This is a genomic window from Acinetobacter lwoffii (assembly GCF_019048525.1).
In the GTDB taxonomy this organism is placed as follows: Bacteria; Pseudomonadota; Gammaproteobacteria; order Pseudomonadales; family Moraxellaceae; genus Acinetobacter; species Acinetobacter lwoffii_K.
The window spans coordinates 1,579,590-1,605,267 of the sequence record NZ_CP077369.1 but is presented as its reverse complement, the minus strand read 5'-3'; the positions used below and the strand labels follow the sequence as shown (position 1 = coordinate 1,605,267).

The 25,678-nt window shown below is 45.2% G+C and carries 22 protein-coding genes and 1 other RNA gene; 9 read left to right on the top strand and 14 right to left on the bottom strand.

What is annotated here, in order from left to right:
- Positions 1-114 precede the first annotated feature (114 nt).
- Positions 115-473: a transfer-messenger RNA gene (gene ssrA, locus I6L24_RS07470) on the bottom strand.
- Positions 474-603: 130 nt separating this feature from the next.
- On the opposite strand from ssrA, the gene glpK reads away from it, so the two are divergent.
- Complete coding sequence (glpK, locus tag I6L24_RS07465; protein ID WP_216986598.1) at positions 604-2,088, top strand: glycerol kinase GlpK; 1,485 nt, start codon at positions 604-606, stop codon at positions 2,086-2,088.
- Between the two features lie 78 nt (positions 2,089-2,166).
- Here the strand turns inward: glpK and I6L24_RS07460 are convergent, their stop codons facing one another.
- Complete coding sequence (locus tag I6L24_RS07460) at positions 2,167-2,664, bottom strand: thioesterase family protein (protein ID WP_004646146.1); 498 nt, start codon at positions 2,662-2,664, stop codon at positions 2,167-2,169.
- Positions 2,665-2,769: 105 nt separating this feature from the next.
- Here I6L24_RS07460 and hemB point away from each other — a divergent pair, with 105 nt between their 5' ends.
- Positions 2,770-3,783, top strand: a complete 1,014-nt coding sequence (gene hemB, locus I6L24_RS07455; RefSeq protein ID WP_004646145.1) for a porphobilinogen synthase — start codon at positions 2,770-2,772, stop codon at positions 3,781-3,783.
- Positions 3,784-3,798: 15 nt separating this feature from the next.
- Entirely contained in the window at positions 3,799-4,923 is a 1,125-nt protein-coding gene (gene thiO, locus I6L24_RS07450) for a glycine oxidase ThiO (protein ID WP_216986597.1), read from the top strand.
- Here the strand turns inward: thiO and I6L24_RS07445 are convergent.
- A complete protein-coding gene (locus I6L24_RS07445; protein ID WP_216986596.1) occupies positions 4,912-5,817 on the bottom strand; it encodes a TIGR01777 family oxidoreductase in 906 nt (301 codons plus the stop codon). The two genes, thiO and I6L24_RS07445, sit on opposite strands and share 12 nt — an antisense overlap.
- Before the next feature lie 153 nt (positions 5,818-5,970).
- A complete protein-coding gene (locus I6L24_RS07440; RefSeq protein WP_004646142.1) occupies positions 5,971-6,429 on the bottom strand; it encodes an ABZJ_00895 family protein in 459 nt (152 codons plus the stop codon).
- A 471-nt stretch (positions 6,430-6,900) separates the two neighbouring features.
- Between I6L24_RS07440 and I6L24_RS07435 the strand changes: the two genes are divergently transcribed.
- The 3 genes from I6L24_RS07435 to I6L24_RS07425 are packed head-to-tail and all read left to right on the top strand — an operon-like array spanning position 6,901 to position 12,880.
- Positions 6,901-8,154 (top strand): exonuclease SbcCD subunit D, encoded by a 1,254-nt coding sequence (locus I6L24_RS07435; RefSeq protein ID WP_216986595.1) that lies wholly within the window; start codon positions 6,901-6,903, stop codon positions 8,152-8,154.
- Positions 8,155-8,162: 8 nt separating this feature from the next.
- The gene (locus I6L24_RS07430; protein ID WP_216986594.1) at positions 8,163-11,768 is read left to right on the top strand and encodes an AAA family ATPase; all 3,606 of its coding nucleotides are present in this window, start codon (positions 8,163-8,165) and stop codon (positions 11,766-11,768) included.
- 5 nt (positions 11,769-11,773) lie between these two features.
- Positions 11,774-12,880, top strand: coding sequence for an acyltransferase family protein (locus tag I6L24_RS07425; RefSeq protein ID WP_216986593.1), 1,107 nt, complete (start codon positions 11,774-11,776; stop codon positions 12,878-12,880).
- 31 nt (positions 12,881-12,911) lie between these two features.
- Here I6L24_RS07425 and I6L24_RS07420 read toward each other — a convergent pair whose 3' ends face one another.
- The gene (locus I6L24_RS07420) at positions 12,912-13,601 is read right to left on the bottom strand and encodes a YggS family pyridoxal phosphate-dependent enzyme (RefSeq protein WP_164543220.1); all 690 of its coding nucleotides are present in this window, start codon (positions 13,599-13,601) and stop codon (positions 12,912-12,914) included.
- A gap of 123 nt (positions 13,602-13,724) precedes the next feature.
- Between I6L24_RS07420 and I6L24_RS07415 the strand changes: the two genes are divergently transcribed.
- Both I6L24_RS07415 and I6L24_RS07410 read left to right on the top strand, forming a co-directional pair.
- A complete protein-coding gene (locus tag I6L24_RS07415; RefSeq protein ID WP_004279279.1) occupies positions 13,725-14,762 on the top strand; it encodes a type IV pilus twitching motility protein PilT in 1,038 nt (345 codons plus the stop codon).
- A gap of 30 nt (positions 14,763-14,792) precedes the next feature.
- Positions 14,793-15,914: a PilT/PilU family type 4a pilus ATPase gene (locus tag I6L24_RS07410; RefSeq protein WP_004279277.1), complete on the top strand. Its 1,122-nt coding sequence runs from the start codon at positions 14,793-14,795 to the stop codon at positions 15,912-15,914.
- A 67-nt stretch (positions 15,915-15,981) separates the two neighbouring features.
- On the opposite strand, the gene fur is transcribed toward I6L24_RS07410, so the two are convergent.
- The gene (fur, locus tag I6L24_RS07405) at positions 15,982-16,419 is read right to left on the bottom strand and encodes a ferric iron uptake transcriptional regulator (protein ID WP_004279276.1); all 438 of its coding nucleotides are present in this window, start codon (positions 16,417-16,419) and stop codon (positions 15,982-15,984) included.
- Between the two features lie 112 nt (positions 16,420-16,531).
- On the opposite strand from fur, the gene I6L24_RS07400 reads away from it, so the two are divergent.
- Complete coding sequence (locus I6L24_RS07400; protein ID WP_004730565.1) at positions 16,532-16,930, top strand: outer membrane protein assembly factor BamE; 399 nt, start codon at positions 16,532-16,534, stop codon at positions 16,928-16,930.
- A 100-nt stretch (positions 16,931-17,030) separates the two neighbouring features.
- On the opposite strand, the gene I6L24_RS07395 is transcribed toward I6L24_RS07400, so the two are convergent.
- From I6L24_RS07395 to I6L24_RS07360, 8 genes are all read right to left on the bottom strand, one after another.
- Complete coding sequence (locus I6L24_RS07395; protein WP_005251162.1) at positions 17,031-17,363, bottom strand: RnfH family protein; 333 nt, start codon at positions 17,361-17,363, stop codon at positions 17,031-17,033.
- Positions 17,363-18,442 carry a hypothetical protein gene (locus I6L24_RS07390; protein WP_216986592.1) on the bottom strand — a complete coding sequence of 360 codons (1,080 nt, stop codon included), beginning with the start codon at positions 18,440-18,442 and terminating at the stop codon, positions 17,363-17,365. Before I6L24_RS07390 ends, I6L24_RS07395 begins: the two co-directional genes overlap by 1 nt.
- A gap of 143 nt (positions 18,443-18,585) precedes the next feature.
- Positions 18,586-19,041 (bottom strand): bacteriohemerythrin, encoded by a 456-nt coding sequence (locus I6L24_RS07385; RefSeq protein ID WP_004646133.1) that lies wholly within the window; start codon positions 19,039-19,041, stop codon positions 18,586-18,588.
- Positions 19,042-19,316: 275 nt separating this feature from the next.
- Positions 19,317-20,165 (bottom strand): class II glutamine amidotransferase, encoded by an 849-nt coding sequence (locus tag I6L24_RS07380; RefSeq protein ID WP_005251159.1) that lies wholly within the window; start codon positions 20,163-20,165, stop codon positions 19,317-19,319.
- A gap of 131 nt (positions 20,166-20,296) precedes the next feature.
- Positions 20,297-21,205: an acetylglutamate kinase gene (gene argB, locus I6L24_RS07375; RefSeq protein WP_216986591.1), complete on the bottom strand. Its 909-nt coding sequence runs from the start codon at positions 21,203-21,205 to the stop codon at positions 20,297-20,299.
- A 10-nt stretch (positions 21,206-21,215) separates the two neighbouring features.
- Positions 21,216-22,634, bottom strand: a complete 1,419-nt coding sequence (locus tag I6L24_RS07370) for a phosphomannomutase/phosphoglucomutase (protein ID WP_216986590.1) — start codon at positions 22,632-22,634, stop codon at positions 21,216-21,218.
- A 386-nt stretch (positions 22,635-23,020) separates the two neighbouring features.
- Complete coding sequence (gene dut, locus I6L24_RS07365) at positions 23,021-23,473, bottom strand: dUTP diphosphatase (RefSeq protein WP_004646127.1); 453 nt, start codon at positions 23,471-23,473, stop codon at positions 23,021-23,023.
- A gap of 47 nt (positions 23,474-23,520) precedes the next feature.
- Positions 23,521-25,560, bottom strand: a complete 2,040-nt coding sequence (locus I6L24_RS07360) for a UvrD-helicase domain-containing protein (RefSeq protein WP_004730583.1) — start codon at positions 25,558-25,560, stop codon at positions 23,521-23,523.
- Positions 25,561-25,678: the final 118 nt, after the last annotated feature.

Here is a 25,678-nt window from a genome sequence, read left to right as displayed (position 1 = left end):
ATATGGGGTCAAATGGGATCAGACGCTATCGGACAAACAGGCATAAAAAAAAGCCTTTAAACATTGAGTTTAAAGGCTTTTTTAGATTCCGATGGATTACTTCGGAAAGAATTTTGGTGGAGGTGGCGGGAGTTGAACCCGCGTCCGCCAGCACTACGCTCGAGAATACTACATGCTTAGATATCGTCTATTGTTTTAACTCTTTGTGACCCGACGAACAGGGTACAAATCGCGATCCTCTTAATTTAGTACAAAGCCCCGAGGCTTGGCTTTATACGGACTTGTGTGCGTGCGCTTCAGTCGGACTCTCTAACCACAAGTATTCGGAGAGGCGGACAAGCTGCCCTTAGGCAGCTAGAGCGTATGATTCGTCGTTTGCGACTAAAAAATGCAAATTTGATTTACGAGAGAAAATGCGCTCTCGGCATGCATCTATGAGTTTCATCACCAGCGTCGAAGCCAGAAACACCCCCAAAGTACAAGGCAATCATAGCATAAATGTCAAAAATTACGATGTATTTTCTGAACATTTACACAACTTGATGCGCTTAATTACATTATTGCGCTAATATTTTACTTTTCAAGCCAAATAACAGAAAAATTATGAGCTATTTACTGGCACTAGATCAGGGAACTACGTCAAGTCGGGCCATTATTTTTAATGAACATGGACAAGTTCAGGCAACGGCTCAACGTGAAACGCATATCCACACCCCACATTCGGGCTGGGTGGAACAGGATGCTCAAGAAATCTGGAGCTCACAGATTGCCGTGGTACAACAAGCTTTGGCGACTGCAGGTATTCTGGCAAAAGATATTAAAGCCCTTGGCCTGACTAACCAGCGCGAAACGACCGTAGTCTGGGATCGTAGAAACGGCAAACCGCTCGCTCCGGCAATCGTCTGGCAGGACCGTCGTACATCTGACTGGTGTAACCGGCTGATTGAACAAGGCCTGATGTCCAAAATTCAGCAAAAAACCGGCCTACGGATTGATCCTTATTTTAGTGCGGGAAAACTGGTCTGGTTTTTAGAGCATGTCGAGGGGGTACGGGCACTTGCTGAACAGGGCCATGTGGCATTTGGCACTATCGATAGCTGGCTGATCTGGAATCTGACCCAAGGTGCAGAGCACGTCATTGAAGCCAGTAACGCTTCTCGTACCATGTTAATGAATCTGCAGCAACAATCGTGGGATGAAGAGCTACTCGAGCTGTTTAATATCCCGGTTTCGATCTTACCGAAAATTATCTCTTCTGACTGTTATGTCGCTGACACGGCTTCTGGCTTACTGGGGGCCAATATTCCCATTACCGGAATTTTGGGGGATCAGCAGTCTGCACTCTTTGGCCAGTCCTGTTTTGAGGTGGGCAGTGCTAAAAACACCTATGGTACTGGCTGCTTTATGCTGTTCAATACCGGACATAACATTCAGCTTAGCCAGAACAAGCTGCTTTCTACTCTCGCCTGGCAAGCCCAGGGCCAAACTACCTATGCGCTCGAAGGCAGCGTATTTATGGCTGGTGCTGTAGTGCAATGGTTACGCGATGGCCTCGGAATTATTCAAAAAAGCAGTGATGTGGAAAAACTGGCGCATCAGGTCGAGCATAGTGACGGCGTGGTTCTGGTTCCCGCATTTACCGGACTGGGCGCGCCGCATTGGGATAGTGAAGCACGTGCCTTACTCTGTGGCATGTCACGCGGTACGACCAAAGCGCATATCGCTCGTGCCGCATTAGAATCAATCGCCTTTCAGGTATCGGATGTGCTCAGTGCGATGCAATCTGATATTGCACATCCTCTTAAAGAACTGCGGGTTGATGGTGGTGCCAGCAGCAATGACATGCTGATGCAATTTCAGGCCGATATTCTGAATGTACCGGTACTGCGTCCGAAAATGCTGGAAGCTACTGCTTGGGGCGCGGCCGCTATGGCCGGATTAAAAGCTGGCGTATTTTCAAACCTGGATGAAATTTCCCAGTCCTGGCAGCTGGACCGTGCTTTTGAACCCAAAATGCAAAATGACGAAAGAGAAATGCATTTAGCCAAATGGCAAAATGCCTTGAAACGGGCTAAATCTGATCTCTAAATCCTCTAGGTTCATATTTGATCATCATAAAAAAGCACTGTTAAACAGTGCTTTTAACTCCCTCAGTTCACGATTTCATTAATAGGCATAAGAAGCAATCGCTGTTGCAATCGCCTTATCTTCATCATTGACCATGGTCATGCGCATGGTGCAGCCCTTACGCCCCAAACGTAAGGTTTCTGCACGCGCGATAAAATATTTGCCACGTCCAGGCGCCAGATAATCCACCCGCATATCGACCGTCGCCAGACGCGATACTTTTTTAATGGTATCTGCAATCGTTTCCGGTTCAGCTTTTTTATACAGCTCGCCCATGGCCACAATACCACCGACACTATCCAGTACAGTTGCAGCCAGACCGCCATGCAGAATCTGGAAAGCCACATTACCAATCATGAAATCCTGCATTTCTACATAGGCCTCAATCTGGCCCTCGACCACCCGCATGGTCATGCCGTTATGCTTAAAAAAAGGAGAGCTATTAAAAGCATGTACCAGCTGGTTCAGGACTACATCAATATCCACTTTCGAGCCCAGATGTATATTACCCGTCCAGTTTCTCTCTGTCTTACTCATCACTCTGCCCGAATCCACCACAATAAAAAACCGCTAATTTATGCCCAAAAATTTGAGTTAGGGCTACAATAGAGGCCTAGTTTAATACTGATTACTGAGATTTTTATGACTTATACGTTCAATCGTCCCGCGTTTCCTGCAACTCGCATGCGTCGTATTCGTAAAAATGAACATTTACGTTCGATGGTTCGTGAAACCCATCTCGCGGCAGATCATCTCATTTATCCAGTATTTGTCCTGCCAGGACAAAACCAGACCCAAGATATTCCAAGTATGCCGAATATCCAGCGCCTGTCAGCGGACTTGTTGTTAAAAAAATCAGAACGTCTGCTGGAACTCGGTGTCAATAAACTGGCGCTATTCCCCGTCACCCCACAAGAAGATAAAAGCCTGACTGCAGAAGCCGCATGGCGTGAAGATGGTCTGGTGCAAAACACCTTACGTTTATTGAAAAAAGAACTGCCAGAAATGGTGCTGATTACTGACGGCGCATTAGACCCGTATACCACGCATGGTCAGGATGGCATTATTGATGAGAACGGTTATGTCTTAAATGATGAAACGGTCGAGTGCCTGATTAAACAGGGCTTGAGCCATGCCGAAGCCGGTGCAGATGTATTTGCTCCAAGTGACATGATGGATGGCCGGATCGGTGCGATTCGTCAGGCCTTTGAGCAAAATGGTCATATCTATACTTCGATCATGGCCTATTCAGCCAAATATGCATCAAGTTTCTATGGCCCGTTCCGTGATGCAGTCGGTTCTGCCAGCAACTTAAAAGGCGGCAATAAATACAATTACCAGATGGATGTCGGTAACCGTGCTGAAGCCCTGCATGAAATTGCGCTGGATATTCAGGAAGGTGCAGACATGGTGATTGTTAAACCGGGCATGCCTTATCTGGATATCGTCCGCGAAGTCAAAGACACTTTTGGCGTACCAACCTTTGTCTATCAGGTCAGTGGCGAATACGCGATGCTGGCTGCGGCAATTCAAAATGGCTGGTTATCTGATAGCGTCATTTTAGAATCATTGATGAGCTGTCGTCGTGCCGGTGCAGATGGTATCTGGACCTATTTTGCTGAAGAAGCTGCGCTTAAACTGAAAGACATGAAGTAAAAGGATTTCGGCGCAATGCATATTGCCATTGTCGGCGCTGGCATCACCGGTTTGATGTCGGCGCTGGAACTGCTTGAACAGGGATGTTCTGTTACCCTTTTTGATCAACAGGCCGCCGGACAGGCTGCATCCTGGGCTGGAGGAGGAATCCTTTCCCCGATGTATCCGTGGCGTTATCCCGCTGCTGTAAATGCTCTGGCTCGACATGCCAAACCCATGTATCAGGACTGGAATCAAAAACTGCAACCTTTCACTGGCATCGATTTCCAGATTCATCAAACAGGTATGCTGATTTTTGATGAATCCGATTTTGAAATCGGTTTAAGTTATGCCAAAACACATCAGGATCCGCAGCAACAGGCAGAATTGCTTGATCAGGCTAAACTGCAACAGATCAATCCAAGAATTAATCAGAGCAAATTCAAGCAGGCGATTTATTTCCCTGAACTGGCGAATATCCGTAATCCACGGTTATTACAGTCGATCATTCACTATTTGAAGCAGCATCCTCGTGTCACCTGGCAAGAAGACTGTAAAATCACTCGGCTCAATATTCAGCAAGGCTGTGTAAAAAGTATCTCAGATGAACATAGCCAGGTTTTTCAGGCAGATCAATATGTGTTCACAACCGGAGCATGGTCGCAACACTGGTCACAGCAACTTGGTTTGGAAATTCCGGTACAGCCGGTTCAGGGCCAGATGCTGCTGTTTAAAACGCCAGAAAACTGGCTGCCGACCATGTGCATGCATAAGGTGATGTACCTGATTCCACGTCAGGATGGACATGTTTTATGTGGTTCCAGTATGCGTCAGGTCGGTTTTGACACCTCGCCTTCTAGTGAAATCCGGCAGGATATTTTACAGGCGTGTATCGAGATGGTACCGGAACTGGCAGATTTTCCGCTGGTCAAGCAATGGGCCGGATTAAGACCCAGCTCACCCGATGGTATTCCCTATATTGGCAAAATTCCCAAGCTACATAATGCCTGGACCAATTTTGGACATTTCCGGAATGGTTTATGCATGGGGCCGGCATCAGGCAAACTACTCGCTCAACTCATCCTTAAACAAATGCCAATCGTTGATCCAGCTCCTTATGATCCTGTCCGTTTATTAGAGCCCAGTCGTTTAGTGCTTTAGGATATTATCCAGTGCTTCTTTCAGAGTTGGATAATGAAACTGGAATCCAGCCTCCTGCAAGGCTTTGGACTGTACATACTGACCGTTTAAGACCAGTTGTGACTGTTCTCCCAGCATCATTTTCAGACTGCATGCGGGTAGTGGAAGTAAGGGTTTGCGCTTCAGAATCTGGGCCGCAGTTCGTGCAAACTGGGCCTGACTACTTTTTTCTGGCGCGACCACATTAAAGATCTGCTCGGCTGTATCCTCAAGTATCAAGAATTCAATCGCACGCAGCACATCCCCTAGATGCACCCAAGTCACTGGCTGGCGTCCATGACCAATCCGTCCGAACAGATTCAATTTAATCGGCAATAGCATCTGCGGAAGAATCCCGCCACCTTTACCAAACACCACCGCAAAGCGAACAATCTTGGTGTTCTGGTTAGTATAGGATAAAGCCAGCTGCTCCCACTTCGCACAAAGTTCAGACATAAAAATATCTTGTGGCGGACTTTGCTCCGTGCAGACCTGTTCCCAGCGCTCTGTCGGATCAATGCCATAATAACCAACGGCCGATGTTGAAATAATCCGTTTCGGTCTAAGCTGATTTTTTTCTAAATAATCAAATAACCGTTTGGTGCTATCTAAACGGCTATCCAGCAATTTCTTTTTACGCGCTGCCGTCCAACGGCCTTGACCGATGCTTTCGCCAGCCAGATTGACCACATAATCAATCTGATGCTGTTTTAATTCTTCCAGCTGGTTAATCCAGTGGAAGTCCGGATGTGGTTCACGTTTATTTTTCTGACGGGTCAGACCAATCACCCGATAATCCCGTTCCAGTAAAAAATGCACGAGATGACTGCCAATAAAACCACTCGCTCCCGTCACCAGCACTACAGGTTTATACATTAGTCATTCTTCGCCTTATTATTTTCTTGGTTTAAATTATACGCCACTCATCTTCAGCTTTTTAAACCAAGAAGATCTTTGTAGTGGAGAATTTGTATCTTTCATCATTCAATTAATTTATGAAGATCGGGTCACAAAATGATTCATCTATATTCACTGAGGCGAATGGCCAAACATTTTCTCTGCCATACGCTGGGCCTGCTTGCCATAAAACCAGTACGTCAGTAGATATAGTGGAATTGCGATCATCAGGAACATGATCAGCACAATGCTCATAAACTGTGGTTGCTGTAGATACAGCAGAAAGTCCTGCCAGGCATTCGGATTGGAACGGGTGGCGATCACAATACCGAGCAAAAGAAATAATAAATTATAGCCCCAATAAATCAGGCTAAAACCGAGCGTGAATTTTTTACGCTCTGCCTGGGTCGGCGCACGTTTTTGCTGTTTTAGAAATTTAAAAAGCACCCAAATCATGGCCACCAGATAGGGAACAATCGTCAAGACTGCACCCATGCCCATCGGCAGCAAGGCTGCCAGTACACCGCAAATACAGGTAAAAATAAAACATATAACGAAAAACCAGATAAAATAACGACTTAGCGGCAACATATGCATGACTCAGTGATCTTCAACAAGCTAGTATAAAAAAAATCAGGTTTTTTTTCATTTTATTGTCAACCATCCACTACAAGGTGACGTTATATAGGGTACAAGGTACAAAAATTTGGACTGGCATCCACGAATTTTTGCTGACCTTTAGAGCTAAAGCAATAAGTCCAGTGTACAGGGAAATTTTGAATAGCAGCCAAAATCTTCATGTAACACAAATTTGACCGACGATTTCATCATCACTCGAATCGTCGGTTTTTATTTTTTTAAAATCCTTATTTTTTTAAAATCTGATAGCTTGCAGAGCCTTCGATATCTGATGATTTAGTTGTAATCCTTTGCTTATTTTCATACTGATCAAAATAAATTCAGCCCCCACATCACAAACAATTCGCTGAAATATCGTTTTCAAGTAGATTTTTACCTGTGCTTTTTCCTATAGTAGCAAGGCAGATATTAGGGGTTCATTACATGGCGGTTCATTTTCTTCACACTTCCGATTGGCATCTGGGACAATTTTTCCATAACCATGACCGTGAATTTGAACATGCGCAGTTTTTGACTTGGCTACTTGAGCAAATTAAAGCAAAGCAACCGCATGCCTTGCTGATTGCCGGCGATATTTTTGATGTGATCAATCCCGCTTCCAGTGCGCAAAGACAGCTATACCAGTTTCTGGCCGATGCCCACGATCTGGCGCCACATATGCAGACCCTGATGATTGCAGGCAATCATGATTCCGGTTACCGGATTGAGCAGGTTGAACCCTTGCTGGCCAAATTTAATGCCAAAGCAGTGGGAATCGTAGGCCGCACTGCAGAAAATACCCTGAATCTGGATCGGCTGCTTATTCCTATTTATGATCGGGATAAAAATATCATCGCCTGGTGTCTGACCCTGCCCTATTTACGCAGTGCCGAAATTACCGGACTAAATGAACATACCAGCAATAGCCAGAACGCGATCAGTTATCTGCATCAACAACTGATTGCCGAAGCCAAAGCCCGCAAACAGCCACATCAGGCACTGATTTTAATGTCACATGCGCACATGCAAGGTGGTGAGACGTCCGACTCTGAACGTCCGATTATTGTTGGCAATGAAGAGGCGCTGTCGACGGCGCTATTTGATGACGTGATTGATTATGTCGCGCTGGGGCATTTGCATAAACCGCAAAAGGTCGGTCAGCCGCATATTCGCTATAGTGGCTCTCCGATTCCGCTGTCATTTAGTGAGATTAATTATAAGCATCAAATAGTTGAAGTCAGGATTGATCCCGAACAAAACCCGGAAAACCGCTTTCAGTACGATGCCTTAAGCATTCCGCGTACTGTCGAGCTGTTCCGCATTCGTGAAAAGCTGGAAAATTTAATCACTACAATTCAGGCCTTGCCTGCCGGAGAAATCGAGCAGCTTTCTGCACGGCATTTTCTGGAGGTGGAATACACGACCGATGCGCCGCCTCCGGTAGATCTGCGTCAGCAAATAGAACAGGCCCTACCTGCTAACCGTTACCGACTGCTGCGCATCAGCCGGATTTACCAGCAACAGGTCGACCTTAGTTCAAGCCAGTCTAAAATTGATCTGGCACCCCCTACTCCGGAATCGCTATTTTTCAATATCTGGAAAAAAATGGGCTATGAGCAGGATCACTCGGTACAACGGGATTTTCAGGAATTACTGAATGAAGCCCAACACGAACTTGCACAAAAACAACAAGCCTAGGATCGGCCATGAAAATTTTACGTCTAAGTCTTAATAATCTGGCCTCCCTCACCGGCACCCATCATATTGATTTTGAATCGAGTCCTTTGGCTCATGCCGGCCTGATTGCCATCACCGGCAAAACTGGTGCCGGAAAATCTACCCTGCTCGATGCCATGTGCCTGGCGCTTTACAATGAAATTCCACGTTTAAAAGGTGCGACAGGCAGCTTGAAAGATGCTGGCGGTCAGGATGTTTCCATCAAGGATTCCAAGAATATTCTGCGCCGTGGCTGCGTGCATGGTTTTGCCGAACTGGAATTTATTGCACTCGACAGCAAACGCTATATGGCACGCTGGGAAATTAAACGGGCACGCCAGAAAGTCGATGGCAATCTAAAAGTAGACCGCTACGTCAAATGTCTGGATGACGACACGACACTGACGCAAAAAATATCGGAAGTCACCCCGCTCATTGAAAAACTGGTGGGCTTAAGTTTTGAGCAGTTTACCCGCGCAGTGTTGCTCGCACAGTCGGAAGTCGGCGCATTTTTAAAAGCCAAAGATAATGAGCGTGCAGATTTACTGGAATATCTCACCAATTCGCAGATTTTCAGTCTAGTTAGTCAGAAAGCTGCAGAGAAATTCAGCGAAGTCAAAAACAAGCGCAACGATCTGGAAAAGCTGATCGGGCATATTGAAATTCTGTCTGAAGAAGACATCAGCGCTTTACAACAGCAGCAGAACTCTTTGTCTTTGCAACTTCAGAATTTGCAGCAATCAGAAAAACTGCTAGAAAATGAGAAACAATGGCATCTGGACCGACATAAACTCTATGCAGAAGTCCATGCCAAAAAAGAAGTCTACGAAGTACAGCAAGATGCAGTAAATAAATCTGCAGGACAGCAACAGCTACTGGAGCAGCTGGATGAATTCCAGTCGATTCGGGATCAGTTTGTGAGTCGTACCCGTCTAGCCCCTCAAAAAGAGCAGATTCAGCACCAGCACACCCAATTTACGCTGGAATTTGAAACGCTCAAACAGAGCTTTGTAGCAGAAGAAGCCAAACTTACAGCCTTACAACAACAGCAGCACCAGTTTCAGCAACACTTGGCAAACCTGAAACCGCATCTGGAGGCAGGTTTAAGGCTGGATCATGCAATTGATACGGTATCAGAGCGGTACAAAAAACTGCATGCAGAGCAAAGCCAGTTTCAAACCCTTCGTCTACAGCCTTTAGAAGAACAACTGCGACAGCAACAACAGACTTTGAATCAGCTACAAGCTCGGCAAGAAAAGGTTGCACAACAATTGGCTGAATCTGGCTTTTTAAATGTGTTCGATCTGGAGCCGCAAAGTACCTTGCAACGCATACAAGACTTTATGCGTCAGTATCAGCAACTGCAGCAACAGAATCCGGACAGCCTGAAGCAGCCTTTGCCTGAACTGGAAAAAACCGTTACAGCACTTTCAGAAAATCTGAACCAGTGGATACAACAGCATCATAGTCTGGAACAGCTGGAAGAGCAGCTCAAAACCATTCAGGAAATGCGTCAGCAACGCCAAGCGAAACAGCGTCAGCTCGACCTGCTGCAACAGCAGGTGCAACAGATCGTTCAACAATCACAAGAATTTGAACAACTGCAATCTGCTGTAAATAGCCAACAGCAGCAACTAAAAATGCAGCAAGAGGCCGAACAGGCACTGCATCAGCAGATTCAGGCTGAACAACAGGCATATGAACACCTGGAACAAATACTTGCCCAGCAACGTTTATTGCATGCGCAAAGTGTGCAGGATCTTCGTGCCCAGTTAAAACCGGATGAGCCATGCATGGTCTGTGGGAGTATGGCCCATCCTTTTGTCGATACCGCCCATGAACATCTGGAACAGAGCCTGAGCCAGTTACAGGAGCAACAGTTACGGCAGGCAAAACAGCAGCTTGATCAGCAACTGCAATCTCAGCAGCAGCAACGCATTGAAATATCCAAAGCACAAACAGTAATTGAGCAACAGCAACAGCGTTGCCAGATCCTGCAAAACCAGATTCAACAATCCTCTGCTGACTGTAAATCTCAACTACTTAAACTGGAAGTGGTTACCGAGCAGCACAATGATCTTCCTATATTTACCCAGTTGCTGGCGAATCACACTCAAAGCCTGGTCCAGCAGCTAGAACTGTCACAACAGCAGGAACAACAGCTCCAGCAACAATTACAACAATGGCGTCAACAACAACAGCAATTGCACCAATTACAACTGGCTCTACAGCAACGTCAGCAACTCGACCAGCTGATACACCCAGTTTTAAGCATACTGCCCGAGCAGTACCAGTCGCAGCCACCTATGCTCTGCTTACCTCAGTTGCAACGACAAGTAGAGCACCGCATGCAGCACTTGGCAGTACAAAAGCAGCTGGAATCTGACCTGCATCAACAGCAGCAGATATTGGAAAAGAGCCAGTATCAACTACAATTGGAACAGCAAAATTTTGCTCAATTGAGCCAGTCTGTAGAGCAGTTGATTCAGCAAGGCAAAGACCTGCGTCAACAACTGGCTGAACTGACCAAAGAGCATGCAGGACAAGTCTATCGTGTCGCTGCAGAATGGCGTGATGCACTAGATCTACAAGCCAAGACCTTAGAGCAGGCTTTAGAACAACAGCGTCAATGCACGGCGCAGGCCGAAAAACAGTGGCATCAAACCCACTTAAAACTGCAAGAATTTATCAGTCAACTTCAGCAGATCGATCGGCAATTGGCTCAATATCAGCAAGATATTCAGGCATGGCAAGCAGCACATCCGCAAGTGACGGTAGCTCAAATTGAACAATGGCTCAGTATTGATCTGAGCAGCCATCAACGGATTCGTCAAGATCTGGCCAACCAGAAACAGGCACTCGAAAATGCCAGAACAGCCTGGCAATTACTGCAAGAACAATATCAGGCCCATTTAAAACTACAGCCAGAACATGAATTTGAGGAAATTGAACAAAAGCTTGGCATGCTGCATCAGGAAAAAATAATGCAGCAGGAAGTACTCAATGAAACTGATGCCAAACTGCGTATGAATGCCAATAATCAAAACACCTATGCCAAATATCAGCAGCAAATTGAGCAGATCAAAGCTGAAGAATACCGTTGGGGTCGTATTTACGATCTGATCGGACATAAGGAAGGTACCAAATTCCAGAAAATTGCCCAGGAACATCATCTGGATATTCTGGTGGAATATGCAAATCAGCAGTTGCAACCGTTGGCACCCCGCTATCAGTTACACCGTATTCCGGATAGCCTGAGTCTGGCGATTATTGATCTGGACATGAATAGTGAAGTCCGCCCTGTGCTGTCCCTATCGGGGGGTGAAACCTTCCTGGTTTCATTGGCTTTGGCTTTGGCGATTGCCAATATGGCCTCCGGCTCCATGAAACTGGAATCACTGTTTATTGATGAAGGTTTTGGTACGCTAGATCCTGCTTCGTTACATATGGTGATGAATGCACTGGATCATTTACAAAGTCAGGGTCGTAAAGTTGTATTAATCTCGCATGTGCAGGAAATGCATGAACGTATTCCGGTACAGATTCAGGTCAAACCGGTTGGTGCAGGTGCAAGTACCATTCAGATTATAGGCTAAGGATCATGAACACTGCCCCGAATACGCTCTCGCACTATTTCAGCCTACAGCTTGAGAGCCTACGGGGTATCAGTGCCATTGTGGTGTTATTCAGTCACTGCTTTCAGGCATTTATTGGGCCTTTCGATACCAGCATTTATTCATGGATACGCCTGCTTGGGCAGGCTGCAGTCATGATTTTCTTTGCCTTAAGTGGCTATCTGATCGGCTATTCAATCCAGTACAACATTCATCAGCATGGTCAGTTCAATCTGCACCATTATGCCCGACAGCGTGGCCGCAGAATTTTACCGCCCTTTCTGTTTGCCATGGGGTTGACCCTGGTTTTATATCTGCTTGCTCCACTATTATTTACCAGCCACACGCATGCTTTTCAACACAGTTTTGGCATGATGATCCGGACTGACTATAGTATAGACATGATGGAGTTTGTTGGCTCGCTGCTATTTTTGAATGGCTTTGTGACGCCAACGGTTTCAGCCAATGCTGCGCTCTGGAGTCTGAGCTATGAAGTGTGGTTTTATGTGCTGGCCGGATTCTTACCTTTTTTAAAAAATTCGGAAATCGCCAAAATCGGGTTTTTTATGGTTCTGGCTATACTATCAGTACTGAACATCCAGTTTTTTATTTATTTTCTGGTCTGGCTCACTGCCTTTGCTTGTTCATTTCGATATATCCAGCTACGTTTTTTAAACCGCTTACAATCAGTCAAATTAGCCCTATTCGGCTTGGCATTTCTAATCGCCTGTTTTGATGCTTACCAGTTTCAGGTGATTGATGAGGCCCAGCAATACCGCGCTGCGAATTTTGCCCCTTTTAATTTCTGTGTGGGTCTGGCCTTTAGCTGCTGGCTGGTACAGCTCCAGCATCGACGCAGTCATTATCATCCGGTCTGGGTTCAATCCGCAGACTTTTCCTATACCTTGTATGTCACCCATTTCCCATTACTTTTATTTATTTTGGGGTGTATTCCGGCAACTTTGGCCTATGGTCTGGGCGGAGCAATTTTAGCTTTGCTTGCCAGCATGTGCAGCTTAATAGTTTTTGCCTGGTTAATGGCCAAATGGCTCGAACCAGCCAGAAAAAAAGCGTTATCCAATACCCTGCGATAACGCTTTGCTGCAAAAAACTGACATTAGTAGTTTATACATCTTTTTTAGGCCGTGCACCAAATAGGGCTGTGCCAACACGAACCATGGTAGAACCCGCAGCAATCGCTTCGGTCATATCCCCAGACATGCCCATACTTAAAGTATCCCAATCTTCAGGGTGTGCATGCTGAACTTTGACTGCATCAAATAAAACTTTGGCATCAGCAAAGGCTTGAGGATTATTCGGTGCAGGAATCACCATCAGGCCACGTAAACGTACATTCGGCAGTTGGCTGATTTGTGCCACTAGTTCTGCGACTTCTTCCGGCTGGCAGCCATCTTTGGTATCCTGGCCATCAATATTCACCTGAATACAGATATTCAGTGCGGACTGATTATCTCCACGCTGATTTGATAAACGCTCGGCAATAATCAGGCGATCGACTCCATGTACCCAGGCAAAATTTTCCGCCAGAGCCTTGGTTTTGTTGCGCTGCACATGACCAATAAAATGCCATTCAATCTCCAGCTCTTTCAGTGCCGTGATTTTTTCCAGTGCTTCCTGCAAATAGTTTTCACCAAAAGCACGTTGCCCTGCCTGATACATCTCTGCCAGCACGCTACTCGGCTGGGTCTTGGAAACGGCAAGCAGTTGCACCGCATCTGCTTCGCGGCCGGCCTGAATACAGGCAGTTTCAATTTGCACTAAGACCTGATTTCGTGACTGTTGCAACATATTCATTGATGGGGTTCTCATTTCATTCATCTTTTTTTCCCTTGCCCATGAACTAAGTGTTGGTTAAGCTGTGGGAAAGCCTTATTATTCTATCAAAATAATTAACATTTTAATGAACTCGGGGACCTTATGGATATCACAGAATTGTTGGCATTTTCTGCTAAAAATGGTGCGTCGGATTTACACTTGTCTGCGGGCTTACCGCCAATGATTCGTGTCGATGGAGAGGTTCGTCGCATCAACCTTCCAGCATTAGAACATAAAGAAGTGCATAAACTCGTTTATGACATCATGAACGATAAACAGCGCCGTGATTTTGAAGAAAATCTGGAAACTGACTTTTCTTTTGAAGTGCCTGGCGTGGCGCGTTTCCGTGTCAACGCATTTAACCAGAACCGCGGTGCCGGTGCGGTATTCCGTACCATTCCATCTAAAGTCCTGACCCTTGAAGATCTGGGCATGGGACAGATTTTTAAAGACATCTGTGAATATCCACGTGGTCTGGTACTGGTGACAGGTCCTACCGGTTCGGGTAAATCAACCACCTTGGCGGCGATGCTGGACTATATTAATGACAACCGCTATGACCATATTTTAACAGTCGAAGACCCAATCGAATTTGTGCATCAGTCGAAAAAATGCCTGATCAACCAGCGTGAAGTGCATCGTGATACGCATGGCTTTAATGAAGCGCTACGTTCAGCACTGCGTGAAGATCCGGACATTATTCTGGTCGGTGAGATGCGTGACCTTGAAACCATTCGTCTGGCGTTAACTGCAGCAGAAACCGGTCACTTAGTATTTGGCACCCTGCATACCACCTCAGCGGCCAAAACCATTGACCGTGTGATCGACGTATTCCCTGCTGAAGAAAAAGACATGGTACGCGCCATGTTGTCTGAATCCCTACAAGCCGTAGTTTCACAGGCTCTACTGAAGAAAAATGGCGGTGGGCGTGTGGCGGCGCATGAAATCATGATCGGTATTCCTGCGATCCGTAACCTGATCCGTGAAAACAAAGTCGCACAAATGTACTCAGCAATTCAGACAGGCGCCAACTATGGCATGACCACACTGGACCAGACCCTGAAAACACTGGTGTCCAAAGGTTTGATCAGCCCGCAAGTTGCACGTACTGCAGCCAAACAGCCAGAAGCATTTTTATAAAAAAATTGAATTGTATTGGGGTTTATATACATGGATTTTAACGGCTTACTCGATTATATGGTGGAGAAAAAAGCATCGGATCTGTTCATTACTGCCGATGTCGAACCGTCCATCAAGATTAATGGGCAGATTTTACCGATTGGCTCAGTAAAATTACCCGGTGCGGCAGTAGGACAACTGCTCCATTCCATCATGACCGAAAAGCAGCGTAAAGAATTTGCTGACAGTCGTGAATGTAACTTTGCCATCAGCACGCCGGATAAAAGTGCCCGCTTCCGTGTCAGTGCTTTTCAGCAACGCGATCAACCGGGGATGGTGCTGCGTCGGATTGAAACTGTTATTCCCACGATGGATGAACTCAAGTTACCGCCGATTCTAAAAGAACTGGCGATGACCAAACGTGGCATCATTATTTTTGTCGGGGCAACGGGTACCGGTAAATCAACCTCGCTGGCGTCTTTGGTCGGTTATCGTAATGAAAATTCCAAAGGTCATATCATTACCATTGAAGATCCGATCGAATTTATTCACCAGCATAAGGGCTGTATTATCACCCAGCGTGAAGTCGGCATCGATACGGATTCATTTGAAATTGCCCTGAAAAATACCCTGCGTCAGGCACCAGACGTGATTCTGATCGGTGAGATCCGTTCACGTGAAACCATGGATTATGCGATTGCCTTTGCCGAAACCGGTCATCTGGTCTTTGCTACCCTGCACGCCAACAACGCCAACCAGGCGATTGACCGGATTATCCATTTCTTCGAAGCAGACCGACATAATCAGCTGTTCATGGACTTGTCCCTGAACATGAAAGCCATTGTGGCACAGCAACTGATTCCAACCATCGATGGTAATGGTCGCCGTGCAGCGATTGAGATTCTGATTAACTCACCACTGATTGCCGACTTGATTCGTAAAGGTGATGTGCATGAGATCAAGGATCTGATGAAGCGTTCCCGTGAACTGGGCATGCAGACCTTCGATCAGGCGCTGTATGATCTGTATAAAGCCAAACAGATCAGCTATAAAGATGCACTGAAACATGCAGATTCACCAAACGACCTGCGTCTGCAAATCAAGCTGTCAGAAGAAGGTGGTAGTCACTTATTACGTGCGCATTCCAACATTACCTTTGATGGTCAGTCCTGATCATCTTGAAGGCATAAAAAAAACAGGCTTCAAGAAGCCTGTTTTTTTGTTTCAACCGGAGTGCAAATTATTTTTTACGAAACACTTCCTGACAGGCCGGCGCATCGCAGTAGCCATACAGATTCAGAGAGTGACCGGTTAATTCAAAACCAAATTTTTCAGCAACATCATGCTGCTCTTTTTCAATCGTATCATTGATGAATTCAACGACTTTGCTGCAATTCAAACAGACCAGGTGATCGTGGTGATCTTCCTGCATGATCTCGAAAACGGAATGATTATTTTCAAAATTATGACGTTCGATGATGCCCGCTGCTTCAAATTGCGTTAACACACGATACACAGTTGCTAAACCTACATCTTCGCCCTGATCGAGTAAAGTCTTGTAAATATCTTCCGCACTTAAATGATGTTGTTTTGAATTTTCTAGTAATTCTAATATTTTAATTCGTGGAAGGGTAACTTTCAGTCCAGCTTTTCGTAAATCTTGGTTTGAAATAGTCATGTAAAAAGGTCTCTCAACAAAATCAAAGTTGGAATATGCAACAAAGTTTAGATGCAGTATGATCTATCCTTGGATCAAATGCATCATAATTAATTTGGGATAGTTTAGCAAAATGCAAAAAATCATGTTGACGTTATTCGTCACTTCATTGCTCGTCGGCTGTTCGACATTAGGTGTTTATAAAGTAGATATTCCACAAGGAACCCCTTTAACCCAAGCACAAGCCGCTAAAATTCAGGTGGGAATGAGCCATCAACAGGTGCGTTTCTTACTGGGCAGTCCAACAGTAAGCGATCCACTGAATCCTTTACGTTGGGACTACATCTATAACTATACCCCAGGAACCTACGCTAAAAAAGCCAAGATCCCGGCAGCCCAAGGCCAGCATTTGAAAATCTACTTTAACCAGTCTGGTATCGTGGAACGCGTTGAAGGTCTGGATACAATTCCAGAATCTCAACCTGGCTTACCAGGATCAAAAGAAGCAATTTTAAATGCTCCTCCACTATAGTCGGTTTCTCATGAAAAAGCCCCTGAATCATCAGGGGCTTTTTTGATTAAGCTGATTGATTGAGCAGATCATTGAGGCTACTGCTCATTCAAGCCGCTTTCTATTCGGAAGATGGTTTCAGCTTTCTTAAAAGATTGCCTCTGGCATAACGACCCACAGGATTTTTCTCGGCGCGTTTACGTCGGATGTCTTTAGGATTGATGGTCAGTGGCCGATAAATTTCCACCCGATCACCTGCTGCCAGTTGCTGCTGATGATCTTGCAAGCGCACGCCAAAAATGCCCAGAGATAACGGTTCAGGCAATTCGACCTGCTCACGGATTCCACTTTGCTCAATCGCATCCAATGCTGTCATGCCGGACTGAAATGGCACGGCTAGATGAAATTGTTTTTCTGGCGTCGCATACGCCACCCAGATCATCGCCTCACTCATCAGATGAATTGTCCTAAGACAGCAATGATTGCCAGAATAATCCCGACCGGTAACACTACACGTACTGCAATACGCCAGATGTTATAAAACGCTTCAGAGCTGAAATTCATTGATTTACGCAAATGACTGATCTTCATGATCCAGCCGGCAAATAATGCATAGATCAAACAAATCAATAAGCCCCAGACGAGCAAGACCACATTGAAAATTGGGCTTAGATTTGGAATAGCCCAGATCAGCGTAACCGCCGCCACAATCGCCCATTGAATCGCAGGATGAAGCTGACGTTGCTGTAACTGTTCACGTGCCATTTGCAAAATTAATGCGGCAGCTGCCACCATCGCTGCGACCAAGGTGAATGCAGGGATTTGCGCTTGCACAGCAAAGAAAGCAAATGCAATGACAGCAACGAGCTGCGCAATCCAGATCGGCAATACCGTCTTGCTGGCGACATCCTGTTGTTGTACAGCGCTCAGGCTAGACTGCCAGTACAAGCCCATGCCCAGACCACTTGCCACCAGCGCTAATACCGTGGCATTGCCCCATTCCGAGAATTCGACTGGCGTGACTTGCCATGCAGGTAGTGCAGTTCCCATTATATTGGCCAGAACCAGAGATGCGAGCACCCCAATCGTTGTAACAGCCAATAAAATTTGACGCGGTAGCAGTGACAGGGCCAACGCTACTATTGTCAATCCGATCAACAAAAGGTTCGGTGCAAGATCAAGTGCAGCAACCGCCAGAACATTACTGGCATTGTTCAGCATTGCACCTGCCAGAAACGGAATAAAAATCACACTTAACCAGCCGACAATACGCCATTTCTGTGACGCATCCGCTTCACGGGTCAGCGTTGACAGCGCCTGTAATGGCGTTGTTCTAGAGCGCTTGGCCAAAGCAATTTCCAAGTAGCAGACTGGAAGTGCCAGAATCAGCATGGTGGCTAACCAGAGCATCCAGAAATCCAGCTGACGATCAATCTGGATACCGGTTATCGGTGCGAGCGTCGCGATGATAATAAACGATAAACAGAAAGCCATCAGCGGCGATAACCATTTTGACATAGCATTGTCCTGCATGATGCATTCCTATAAAAATCTAGCGCTATTTTGCCTTGTGAAGCGGTGAAAATCAAAAACAAAAAGCAAACCACCATGACAGTGATTTGCTGCGCCAAAATTATAATTAAATTGTAATTCTTGTTATCTCTTTAGATATTTTATTATGAGAAAAACCGAGCGAACCAGTTTTTACCGGTTTTCTTTTCTTTTTCCTTGATGATCCCCATCATATTTTCTTTCACGGCACCGACATAATCGGCGTCATCGTGCTGGATATGGTTAATCAGCCATTTCGATAATACTTCGTGCAGTTCATGTTCAATCGACTGCCCCAGTTCAAAACGGTCACGATATGATTCAATTTTCTTAATAAACAGGTCATGCACACGTTTATGCGGTACCCGATATTTATAGCCGGCTTCTTCCTGAAGAGATTCCTCAAAGGTGAAATGCGACTGGGTATAATCAATAATATTGTCAAGAATCTGTTTAATACGGGCACGTTCGGTATTGGCATCGATTCCATCAATTTCGTTGATATAATCGAGAATTCGTTTGTGCTGATCGTCAATCACATCGATACCAGTATTATAGTCTGGGACCCATTTCATTTTCATTACGACCACCTATAAATATTAAGGACTTATAACGTGAAAATGAGCATATAGCGTATTGATTCAAATAAAAATGAAGCAAATTAGTCGGCTTTCCGCCTAAATCCGGCTTTTTCATTTTAAGTTTCTGTTATATATAATTAAAAATAATTTATCCTGAGTAAAAGGCTAAGATATTAATTAACCAAAATCCGCAATAAACCTTTATTTATTCTTAGATTTTTTCTTATTTTTTAAATATAAAAAAACGGAGTTTAAACTCCGTCTTTAATCGCATTTCAATATTGATCAGCTCGCGTGATGCGTTTTAAGGAAGGATCAAGACGCTCACGTTCCAGACGATCCACATGCGTCAACTGAGAACGCACTTTTTCCCCATGCTGAAACAGGATCATTTCACCCGGCTGGAAAGCAGTCCATTCTTCATTCTGGGTCAATGGTTCGGTAGTAATCACTGCCACGCGATCTTCAGGGGTCGTAACCTGACTAAAGTCCACTTCGACGTCAATATCAATCAGCTGAGCCGGTCTAAACGGGTATTCACGTACTAGCCAGTGGAGTTTGGTAATCGCATAGCTAAACAGCGCCTGACCATTCGAAAGGCAGAAATTAAAGGTGCCATGCTCGGCAATTGCAGGTGAAATTTCAGCTAGAAGATCGAAAACCTGATCCAGTTTCGGCTCATGATAGCCAAAGCGTTTCACCAGTTGATCGAGCAGATAGCAGAAGGCACGCTCACTGTCGGTATTGCCGACTGGGGTAAAGCGCCCTGACAGTTCAGGAAAATAATCATGCAAATCGCCATTATGGGCAAAAATCCACTGCCGCCCCCAAAGTTCACGGCTAAAAGGATGCGAGTTTTCCAGATTAATTTTGCCTTGAGTGGCTTTACGGATATGGGCAATCACATTACGTGATTTGATCGGATAATTACGCACCAGCTCGGCAATCGGCGACTCAACCGCAGACTGGTTATCAACAAACAGACGGCAGGCTTTATCTTCAAAAAAAGCAATCCCGAAACCATCCGCATGATCAGAGGTAATGCCCGCCCGCTGGGAAAATCCGCGGAAGGAAAAAGTAATATCCGTCGGGGTGGCACAATTCATTCCGAGCAGTTGGCACATGGTCTGGTTTCAGCTCTCTATTTACTTAGAAGCTTATTGTGCATGACTGTCCCTGTCATTTCAAATATCTGACTATGATAACCTCAAATAAAAAAGAGCCTCTATTGAGACTCTTTTTGGCAAAAAATGGATTATGAGCGATGCGGATTGGCACGGTTGGTAATGAGAGTACCAACACCATGATCGGTGAAAATTTCCAGTAAGCTGGCATGTGGTACACGACCATCCACGATATGTGCACTCACGACACCGCCTTTTACCGCATCCAGCGCACAACCTACTTTTGGAATCATGCCGCCATAGATTACGCCAGTTTCGATCAGACGATCGACTTCCTGAGTAGTCAGACCAGTCAGCAGGTTTTTATTTTCATCCAGCACACCCGTGATATTGGTCAGCAGAATCAGTTTTTCTGCACCTAGGGCTTCAGCGACTTTACCAGCGACCAGATCCGCATTGATATTATAGGTATTGCCCGCTTCATCGACACCTAGCGGGGCAATGACTGGAATAAAATCACTACTGGTGAACATTTCCAGAACATCGGTTTTCACACCAACAACTTCACCGACCAGACCCAGATCAATTTGCTGAACCGACCCATCTTCAGCTACTTTTTCCATTAGCAGTTTTTGCGCACGGATCAGGTTACCGTCTTTACCGGTAAGACCAATCGCACGGCCACCATGCTGGTTGATCAGGTTCACGATAGATTTGTTGACGCTACCACCGAGTACCATCTCGACCACTTCCATGGTCGCAGGATCAGTCACGCGCATGCCGTCGATACGCTCAGATTCGCGGCCCAGCTGTTTCAGCATGGAATCGACTTGCGGGCCACCGCCATGCACCACGATCGGATTAATACCGACTGTTTTTAATAATACGATATCACGTGCAAATGAACTTTCCAGCTCAGGATCGGTCATCGCATTACCGCCGTATTTTACCACCAGGGTTTTACCCGCAAAGCGTTGAATATACGGCAAAGCTTCTGTCAAAATCTGTGCTTTGTCGATGCCTGTTTGTTGATTTGGCATTCGCCTCTCCTTATTGAGCATCTAAAATGTCTTGAGCGATCTCTGGATAACGGTCACGCAACATGGCTACAAACAGATGACGAATTTCATTCAGACCTTGAGCATTATTGGCATCAAAGCGCACCGTGAAATACTCACCTGTATTGGATGCTCGAATGATGCCAAAACCATCCTCAAAATCAAGACGTATGCCATCAATTTTACTGATTTGCGCATTAATTCTTGCGGATTGTTGTTCAACGAAGTTTAAAAGCTCAACAGGACGCACTTGGCGCGTTGAAATATAAAGATCTTCAGTACCATGTCGTTTTGGATAAGCTGCTAAGGCCTGCGCGAGAGTTTGCTCCGTTTGGTCGAGATATTCCATGACTCGGAGCGCTGCATAGAGGCCATCATCATAGCCCCAGCCGCGACCATCATTAAAGACATAATGTCCGGCATATTCCCCACCAAAAATGGCCTGCTGCTGAGACTGGTTCAGATAGGTTCTGAGAAATGAACTGCCGGTACGAATCATCACCGGTTCCCCGCCCAGACGTTGCACTGTATCGCGAACCAGAGTCGAACATTTCACATCATAAACAAATTGGCGTGGCGCTGAATCGCTTAGGCAAATTTCGGCAAACAGGCATAATAATTGATCGGCAGTGATAATCTGACCATGTTCATCAATCAGAACCAGGCGATCGCCATCACCGTCCAAGGCAATACCGAGATCAGCCTGCTGTTGCATGACGGTTTGACGTAAAGTCTCAAGATGTTTGTCTTGCGAAGGATCCGGCGCATGATCCGGAAAATGTCCATTCGCCTCGCAACGTAAAGCAATCACTTCACAGCCCATTTTTCTGAGTACCAAGTCAGCACAACGTCCGGCTGAGCCATGCAGACCATCCAGAATCACTTTAAATGAGCGCTTTAATTGAATATCTTCTAATATTCCCTGCTGATACTGCAGGCAAAACTCTGGAATAATCTGATGCGGCAGTTCAGCTAAAGTAATTAGCTGGCTATCGCAATGTGACTTTGCCAGTTGGGCCACCTGTTGAATCATCTCAGGACAAGGTGGTTCACCATCAATAATCCATTTAATCCCATTATCTTCTTTAGGATTATGACTGGCAGTGACCATAATGCCATTACCATCAAACTGGCGTGCGGTGAAATATAGCATTGGGCTGGAACAACAACCTACAATAGTGGCTTCTAGCGAATAATCTTTAAAAATACGGGCAATCGTGTCGGCAAAAGCCGGACTACTGATGCGTGCATCATAACCAATGGCGACACGTGTCTGTCCCGCAGTCTGATACTGCTGGGCTAAACCGTGGGCAATTGCATCAATGATCCCGGCACCTAATAGACTGACTTTACCGCGTATGTCATAGGCACGAAAGATATGCATGGGGAATGGATGATTCATAGATCCCATAAAACTGTCTTTTCACTATTCGTTAAAATAAGGAGATTTAAAATGATGATTTCATCATAATGACTTTAAACATTTGTTTTTGTTTTAAGACCTGCTATTTTTAAACGATTTCAATGTAACAATCAATTATAAAAATATAATCTACAACTTTAGAATTATAGGGTTCTTGTAATTAAACAATGATTATTCAATTATATTTATTTTGAGTTTCATCTAATTAGACATTTGATCATTACATAAATTTTAGATTTAAATAATTCTACTTGGCCGAAAAATAAGGTTTTATTTTTTAAATATATTTCAACCAACTCATTTTTTTTAATATTTAATCTAATCAACTAAAAATGGCTTACATCCAGTTAATGAATGTAAGCCATTATTAAAACTTAGTTTTTACCCGTATGACCAAAACCGCCAGCACCGCGTTCAGTCGCTTCGAATTCATTCACCAGATCGAATTCAGCTTGTACCACAGGAACCAACACATACTGCGCCAAACGTTCACCTGGCTCTAAGCTGAATGCCGTCTGACTACGGTTCCAAACGGATACCATCAATTCACCCTGATAATCAGAATCAATTAAACCGACCAGGTTACCCAACACGATCCCATGTTTATGGCCCAAACCCGAACGTGGCAAGATCAGACCAGCAAATGCAGGATCTTCAATATAGATTGCTAAACCAGTTTTTACCAAAACCGTTTGGCCTGGTTCAATGATTGTGGTTTCTGCAACACACGCACGCAAATCCAGCCCCGCTGAACCTGTCGTAGCATAAGTCGGTAATGGCCATTCCTGACCAAGACGCGAGTCAAGGACTTTCACCTGAACTTTCATGTATTCATTCCTGTTGTTTCATTTAAAATAAGAGCAAGTCTTGTACCTTATCGTTTGATAAGATTACGCAAATTATCAAGATAATGTTGGGCTTGTAATTTTGGATCGATGTTACCGGCCAGCTTTTTCTTGCGGCCTAACCATTCCAGCTCATCTTCTGGTAATTCATCCAGGAAACGGCTTGGGGTCATTTGCTTCATCTGCCCACCGGCCTTGCGCTGTTCTGCCAGAGTAATGGTCAGTCCCTGACGTGCACGGGTAATCCCCACATACATCAGACGGCGTTCCTCTTCGACCGTTTCTGCAGCGATCGAGTTTTTATGTGGCAGAATTTCTTCTTCCAGCCCGATCAGATAGACATAAGGAAATTCCAGACCTTTAGACGCATGCAAAGTCAATAAATTGACTTTATCGGTGTCCTCTTCTTCCTGCTGCTGCTCGAGCATGTCCAGCAGCACCATTTTACGAATCACACTTTCAATATTTTTTTCATCAACATCTTCAGCGCGGTTAATCAGGCTTTGAATGCTGCTATAGAGCACTTCGATATTGTCGAGCTTGGTCTTTTCCTGCGCTGGTGTGGCTGCAGTTTCCTTGATGTAATCGATATAACCGGCTTCAATCATCATCTGGCGGATAATTGGCACTGGTTCATCATCATCCAGTAAATTGCGGGTAAAACCCTCAATAAAATCGGCAAACTCAGCCAATTGAGTCGTGGCCTTTTTCGGAATCGCCATGGTCAGACGCTGATCCGCAGCCGCAGCCAGAAGCGACAGATTATTTTCCTGAGCAAATAGACCGAGCTTTTCCAGCGTTACCGGACCAATTGCCCTTTTTGGCGTATTGATAATTCGTAAAAATGCACTGTCATCTTCAGGGTTAATGATCAAGCGTAAATAGCTCATCATGTCCTTGATTTCGGCACGTGCGAAGAAGGACTGTCCGCCAGATAATTTATACGGAATCTGCATCTGACGTAGATGGGTTTCTAAGATACGCGCCTGGAAATTGCCGCGGTACAACACCGCATAATCTTTCCAGCTTTTACCGTTCATCAATTTATGCGTGATCAGGTCTTTGACCACGCGTTCTGCTTCGTCATCATCATTGCGGCAGGTAATCACACGGATCACTTCACCATGGCCTTTGTCCGACCAGAGTTTTTTATCAAAAATATGCGGATTATTACCAATCACGGTGTTGGCTGCTTTGAGAATACGACTGGTCGAACGATAATTCTGTTCCAGTTTGATCACTTTCAGATTAGGAAAATCCTGCTGCAACAAAGCCATATTTTCCGGTTTAGCCCCACGCCAGGCATAAATCGACTGATCATCATCGCCTACGGCGGTGAACTGTCCCATCACACCAACCAGTAATTTCACCAGAATATACTGTGCTGTGTTGGTATCCTGATATTCATCCACCAGCAAATAACGTACCCGGTTTTGCCATTTGTCACGGACTTCAGCATTTTCCTGCAACAAGCGCGTCGGCATCACAATCAGGTCATCAAAATCCACGGCGTTATAAGCGCGTAAATTACGTTCATATAATTGATATAAATGCGCAAACTGCACATCTTCGGCAGTTTCACAGGTAGTATGTGCCTGCTCGGGTGGAATCAGATCATTTTTCCAGTCCGAGATCATTTTCATGGCTTTGGCAATCAGTTCTTTGCTTTCTGCACCGGATAAATTGTCACGCTGCATCAGATCCATCAGAATGCGTTTACAGTCGTCAGCATCCAGAATCGAGAAATTATTTTTCAGTGGGGTATGTTTCAACTCCAGGCGCAGCATATTCAGGCCAAAAGTATGGAAGGTCGAAACTGAAACGCCTTTACTTTCTTCACGCGTCAACAATTTGCTGACACGCTCTTTCATCTCACGTGCTGCCTTGTTGGTAAAAGTCATCGCAGTAATACGATGTGCGGGAATCCCGCAATGCTTGACTAAATACGCGATTTTTCGCGTGATCACTGAAGTCTTGCCTGAACCCGCTCCTGCAAGTACTAACAAGGGTCCTTGAGTGTATTTCATGGCTTCAAGTTGCTTGTCATTTAACTGACTGGCGAGTGACATATGGCTTCCTCTTCTAGATTCGGCTCCGATTATAGTCATCTCTGCGTCAGTTGCCTAATTTAAAATACGATTAATCAGATCAATATTCAGATATAAAAAAACCACCCGAAGGTGGTTT

What these genes read in the sequence shown, in the direction of transcription:
- I6L24_RS07445 (WP_216986596.1), bottom strand. Translation starts at nt 5,817, where the DNA reads ATGTATAAACCTGTAGTGCTGGTGACGGGAGCGAGTGGTTTTATTGGC.
- I6L24_RS07425 (WP_216986593.1), top strand. Translation starts at nt 11,774, where the DNA reads ATGAACACTGCCCCGAATACGCTCTCGCACTATTTCAGCCTACAGCTT.
- I6L24_RS07440 (WP_004646142.1), bottom strand. Translation starts at nt 6,429, where the DNA reads ATGTTGCCGCTAAGTCGTTATTTTATCTGGTTTTTCGTTATATGTTTT.
- I6L24_RS07410 (WP_004279277.1), top strand. Translation starts at nt 14,793, where the DNA reads ATGGATTTTAACGGCTTACTCGATTATATGGTGGAGAAAAAAGCATCG.
- I6L24_RS07415 (WP_004279279.1), top strand. Translation starts at nt 13,725, where the DNA reads ATGGATATCACAGAATTGTTGGCATTTTCTGCTAAAAATGGTGCGTCG.
- I6L24_RS07380 (WP_005251159.1), bottom strand. Translation starts at nt 20,165, where the DNA reads ATGTGCCAACTGCTCGGAATGAATTGTGCCACCCCGACGGATATTACT.
- fur (WP_004279276.1), bottom strand. Translation starts at nt 16,419, where the DNA reads ATGACTATTTCAAACCAAGATTTACGAAAAGCTGGACTGAAAGTTACC.
- hemB (WP_004646145.1), top strand. Translation starts at nt 2,770, where the DNA reads ATGACTTATACGTTCAATCGTCCCGCGTTTCCTGCAACTCGCATGCGT.
- I6L24_RS07420 (WP_164543220.1), bottom strand. Translation starts at nt 13,601, where the DNA reads ATGAATATGTTGCAACAGTCACGAAATCAGGTCTTAGTGCAAATTGAA.
- I6L24_RS07460 (WP_004646146.1), bottom strand. Translation starts at nt 2,664, where the DNA reads ATGAGTAAGACAGAGAGAAACTGGACGGGTAATATACATCTGGGCTCG.
- I6L24_RS07435 (WP_216986595.1), top strand. Translation starts at nt 6,901, where the DNA reads ATGGCGGTTCATTTTCTTCACACTTCCGATTGGCATCTGGGACAATTT.
- glpK (WP_216986598.1), top strand. Translation starts at nt 604, where the DNA reads ATGAGCTATTTACTGGCACTAGATCAGGGAACTACGTCAAGTCGGGCC.
- I6L24_RS07370 (WP_216986590.1), bottom strand. Translation starts at nt 22,634, where the DNA reads ATGGGATCTATGAATCATCCATTCCCCATGCATATCTTTCGTGCCTAT.
- I6L24_RS07400 (WP_004730565.1), top strand. Translation starts at nt 16,532, where the DNA reads ATGCAAAAAATCATGTTGACGTTATTCGTCACTTCATTGCTCGTCGGC.
- dut (WP_004646127.1), bottom strand. Translation starts at nt 23,473, where the DNA reads ATGAAAGTTCAGGTGAAAGTCCTTGACTCGCGTCTTGGTCAGGAATGG.
- I6L24_RS07430 (WP_216986594.1), top strand. Translation starts at nt 8,163, where the DNA reads ATGAAAATTTTACGTCTAAGTCTTAATAATCTGGCCTCCCTCACCGGC.
- I6L24_RS07385 (WP_004646133.1), bottom strand. Translation starts at nt 19,041, where the DNA reads ATGAAAATGAAATGGGTCCCAGACTATAATACTGGTATCGATGTGATT.
- I6L24_RS07390 (WP_216986592.1), bottom strand. Translation starts at nt 18,442, where the DNA reads ATGCAGGACAATGCTATGTCAAAATGGTTATCGCCGCTGATGGCTTTC.
- thiO (WP_216986597.1), top strand. Translation starts at nt 3,799, where the DNA reads ATGCATATTGCCATTGTCGGCGCTGGCATCACCGGTTTGATGTCGGCG.
- I6L24_RS07360 (WP_004730583.1), bottom strand. Translation starts at nt 25,560, where the DNA reads ATGTCACTCGCCAGTCAGTTAAATGACAAGCAACTTGAAGCCATGAAA.
- argB (WP_216986591.1), bottom strand. Translation starts at nt 21,205, where the DNA reads ATGCCAAATCAACAAACAGGCATCGACAAAGCACAGATTTTGACAGAA.
- I6L24_RS07395 (WP_005251162.1), bottom strand. Translation starts at nt 17,363, where the DNA reads ATGAGTGAGGCGATGATCTGGGTGGCGTATGCGACGCCAGAAAAACAA.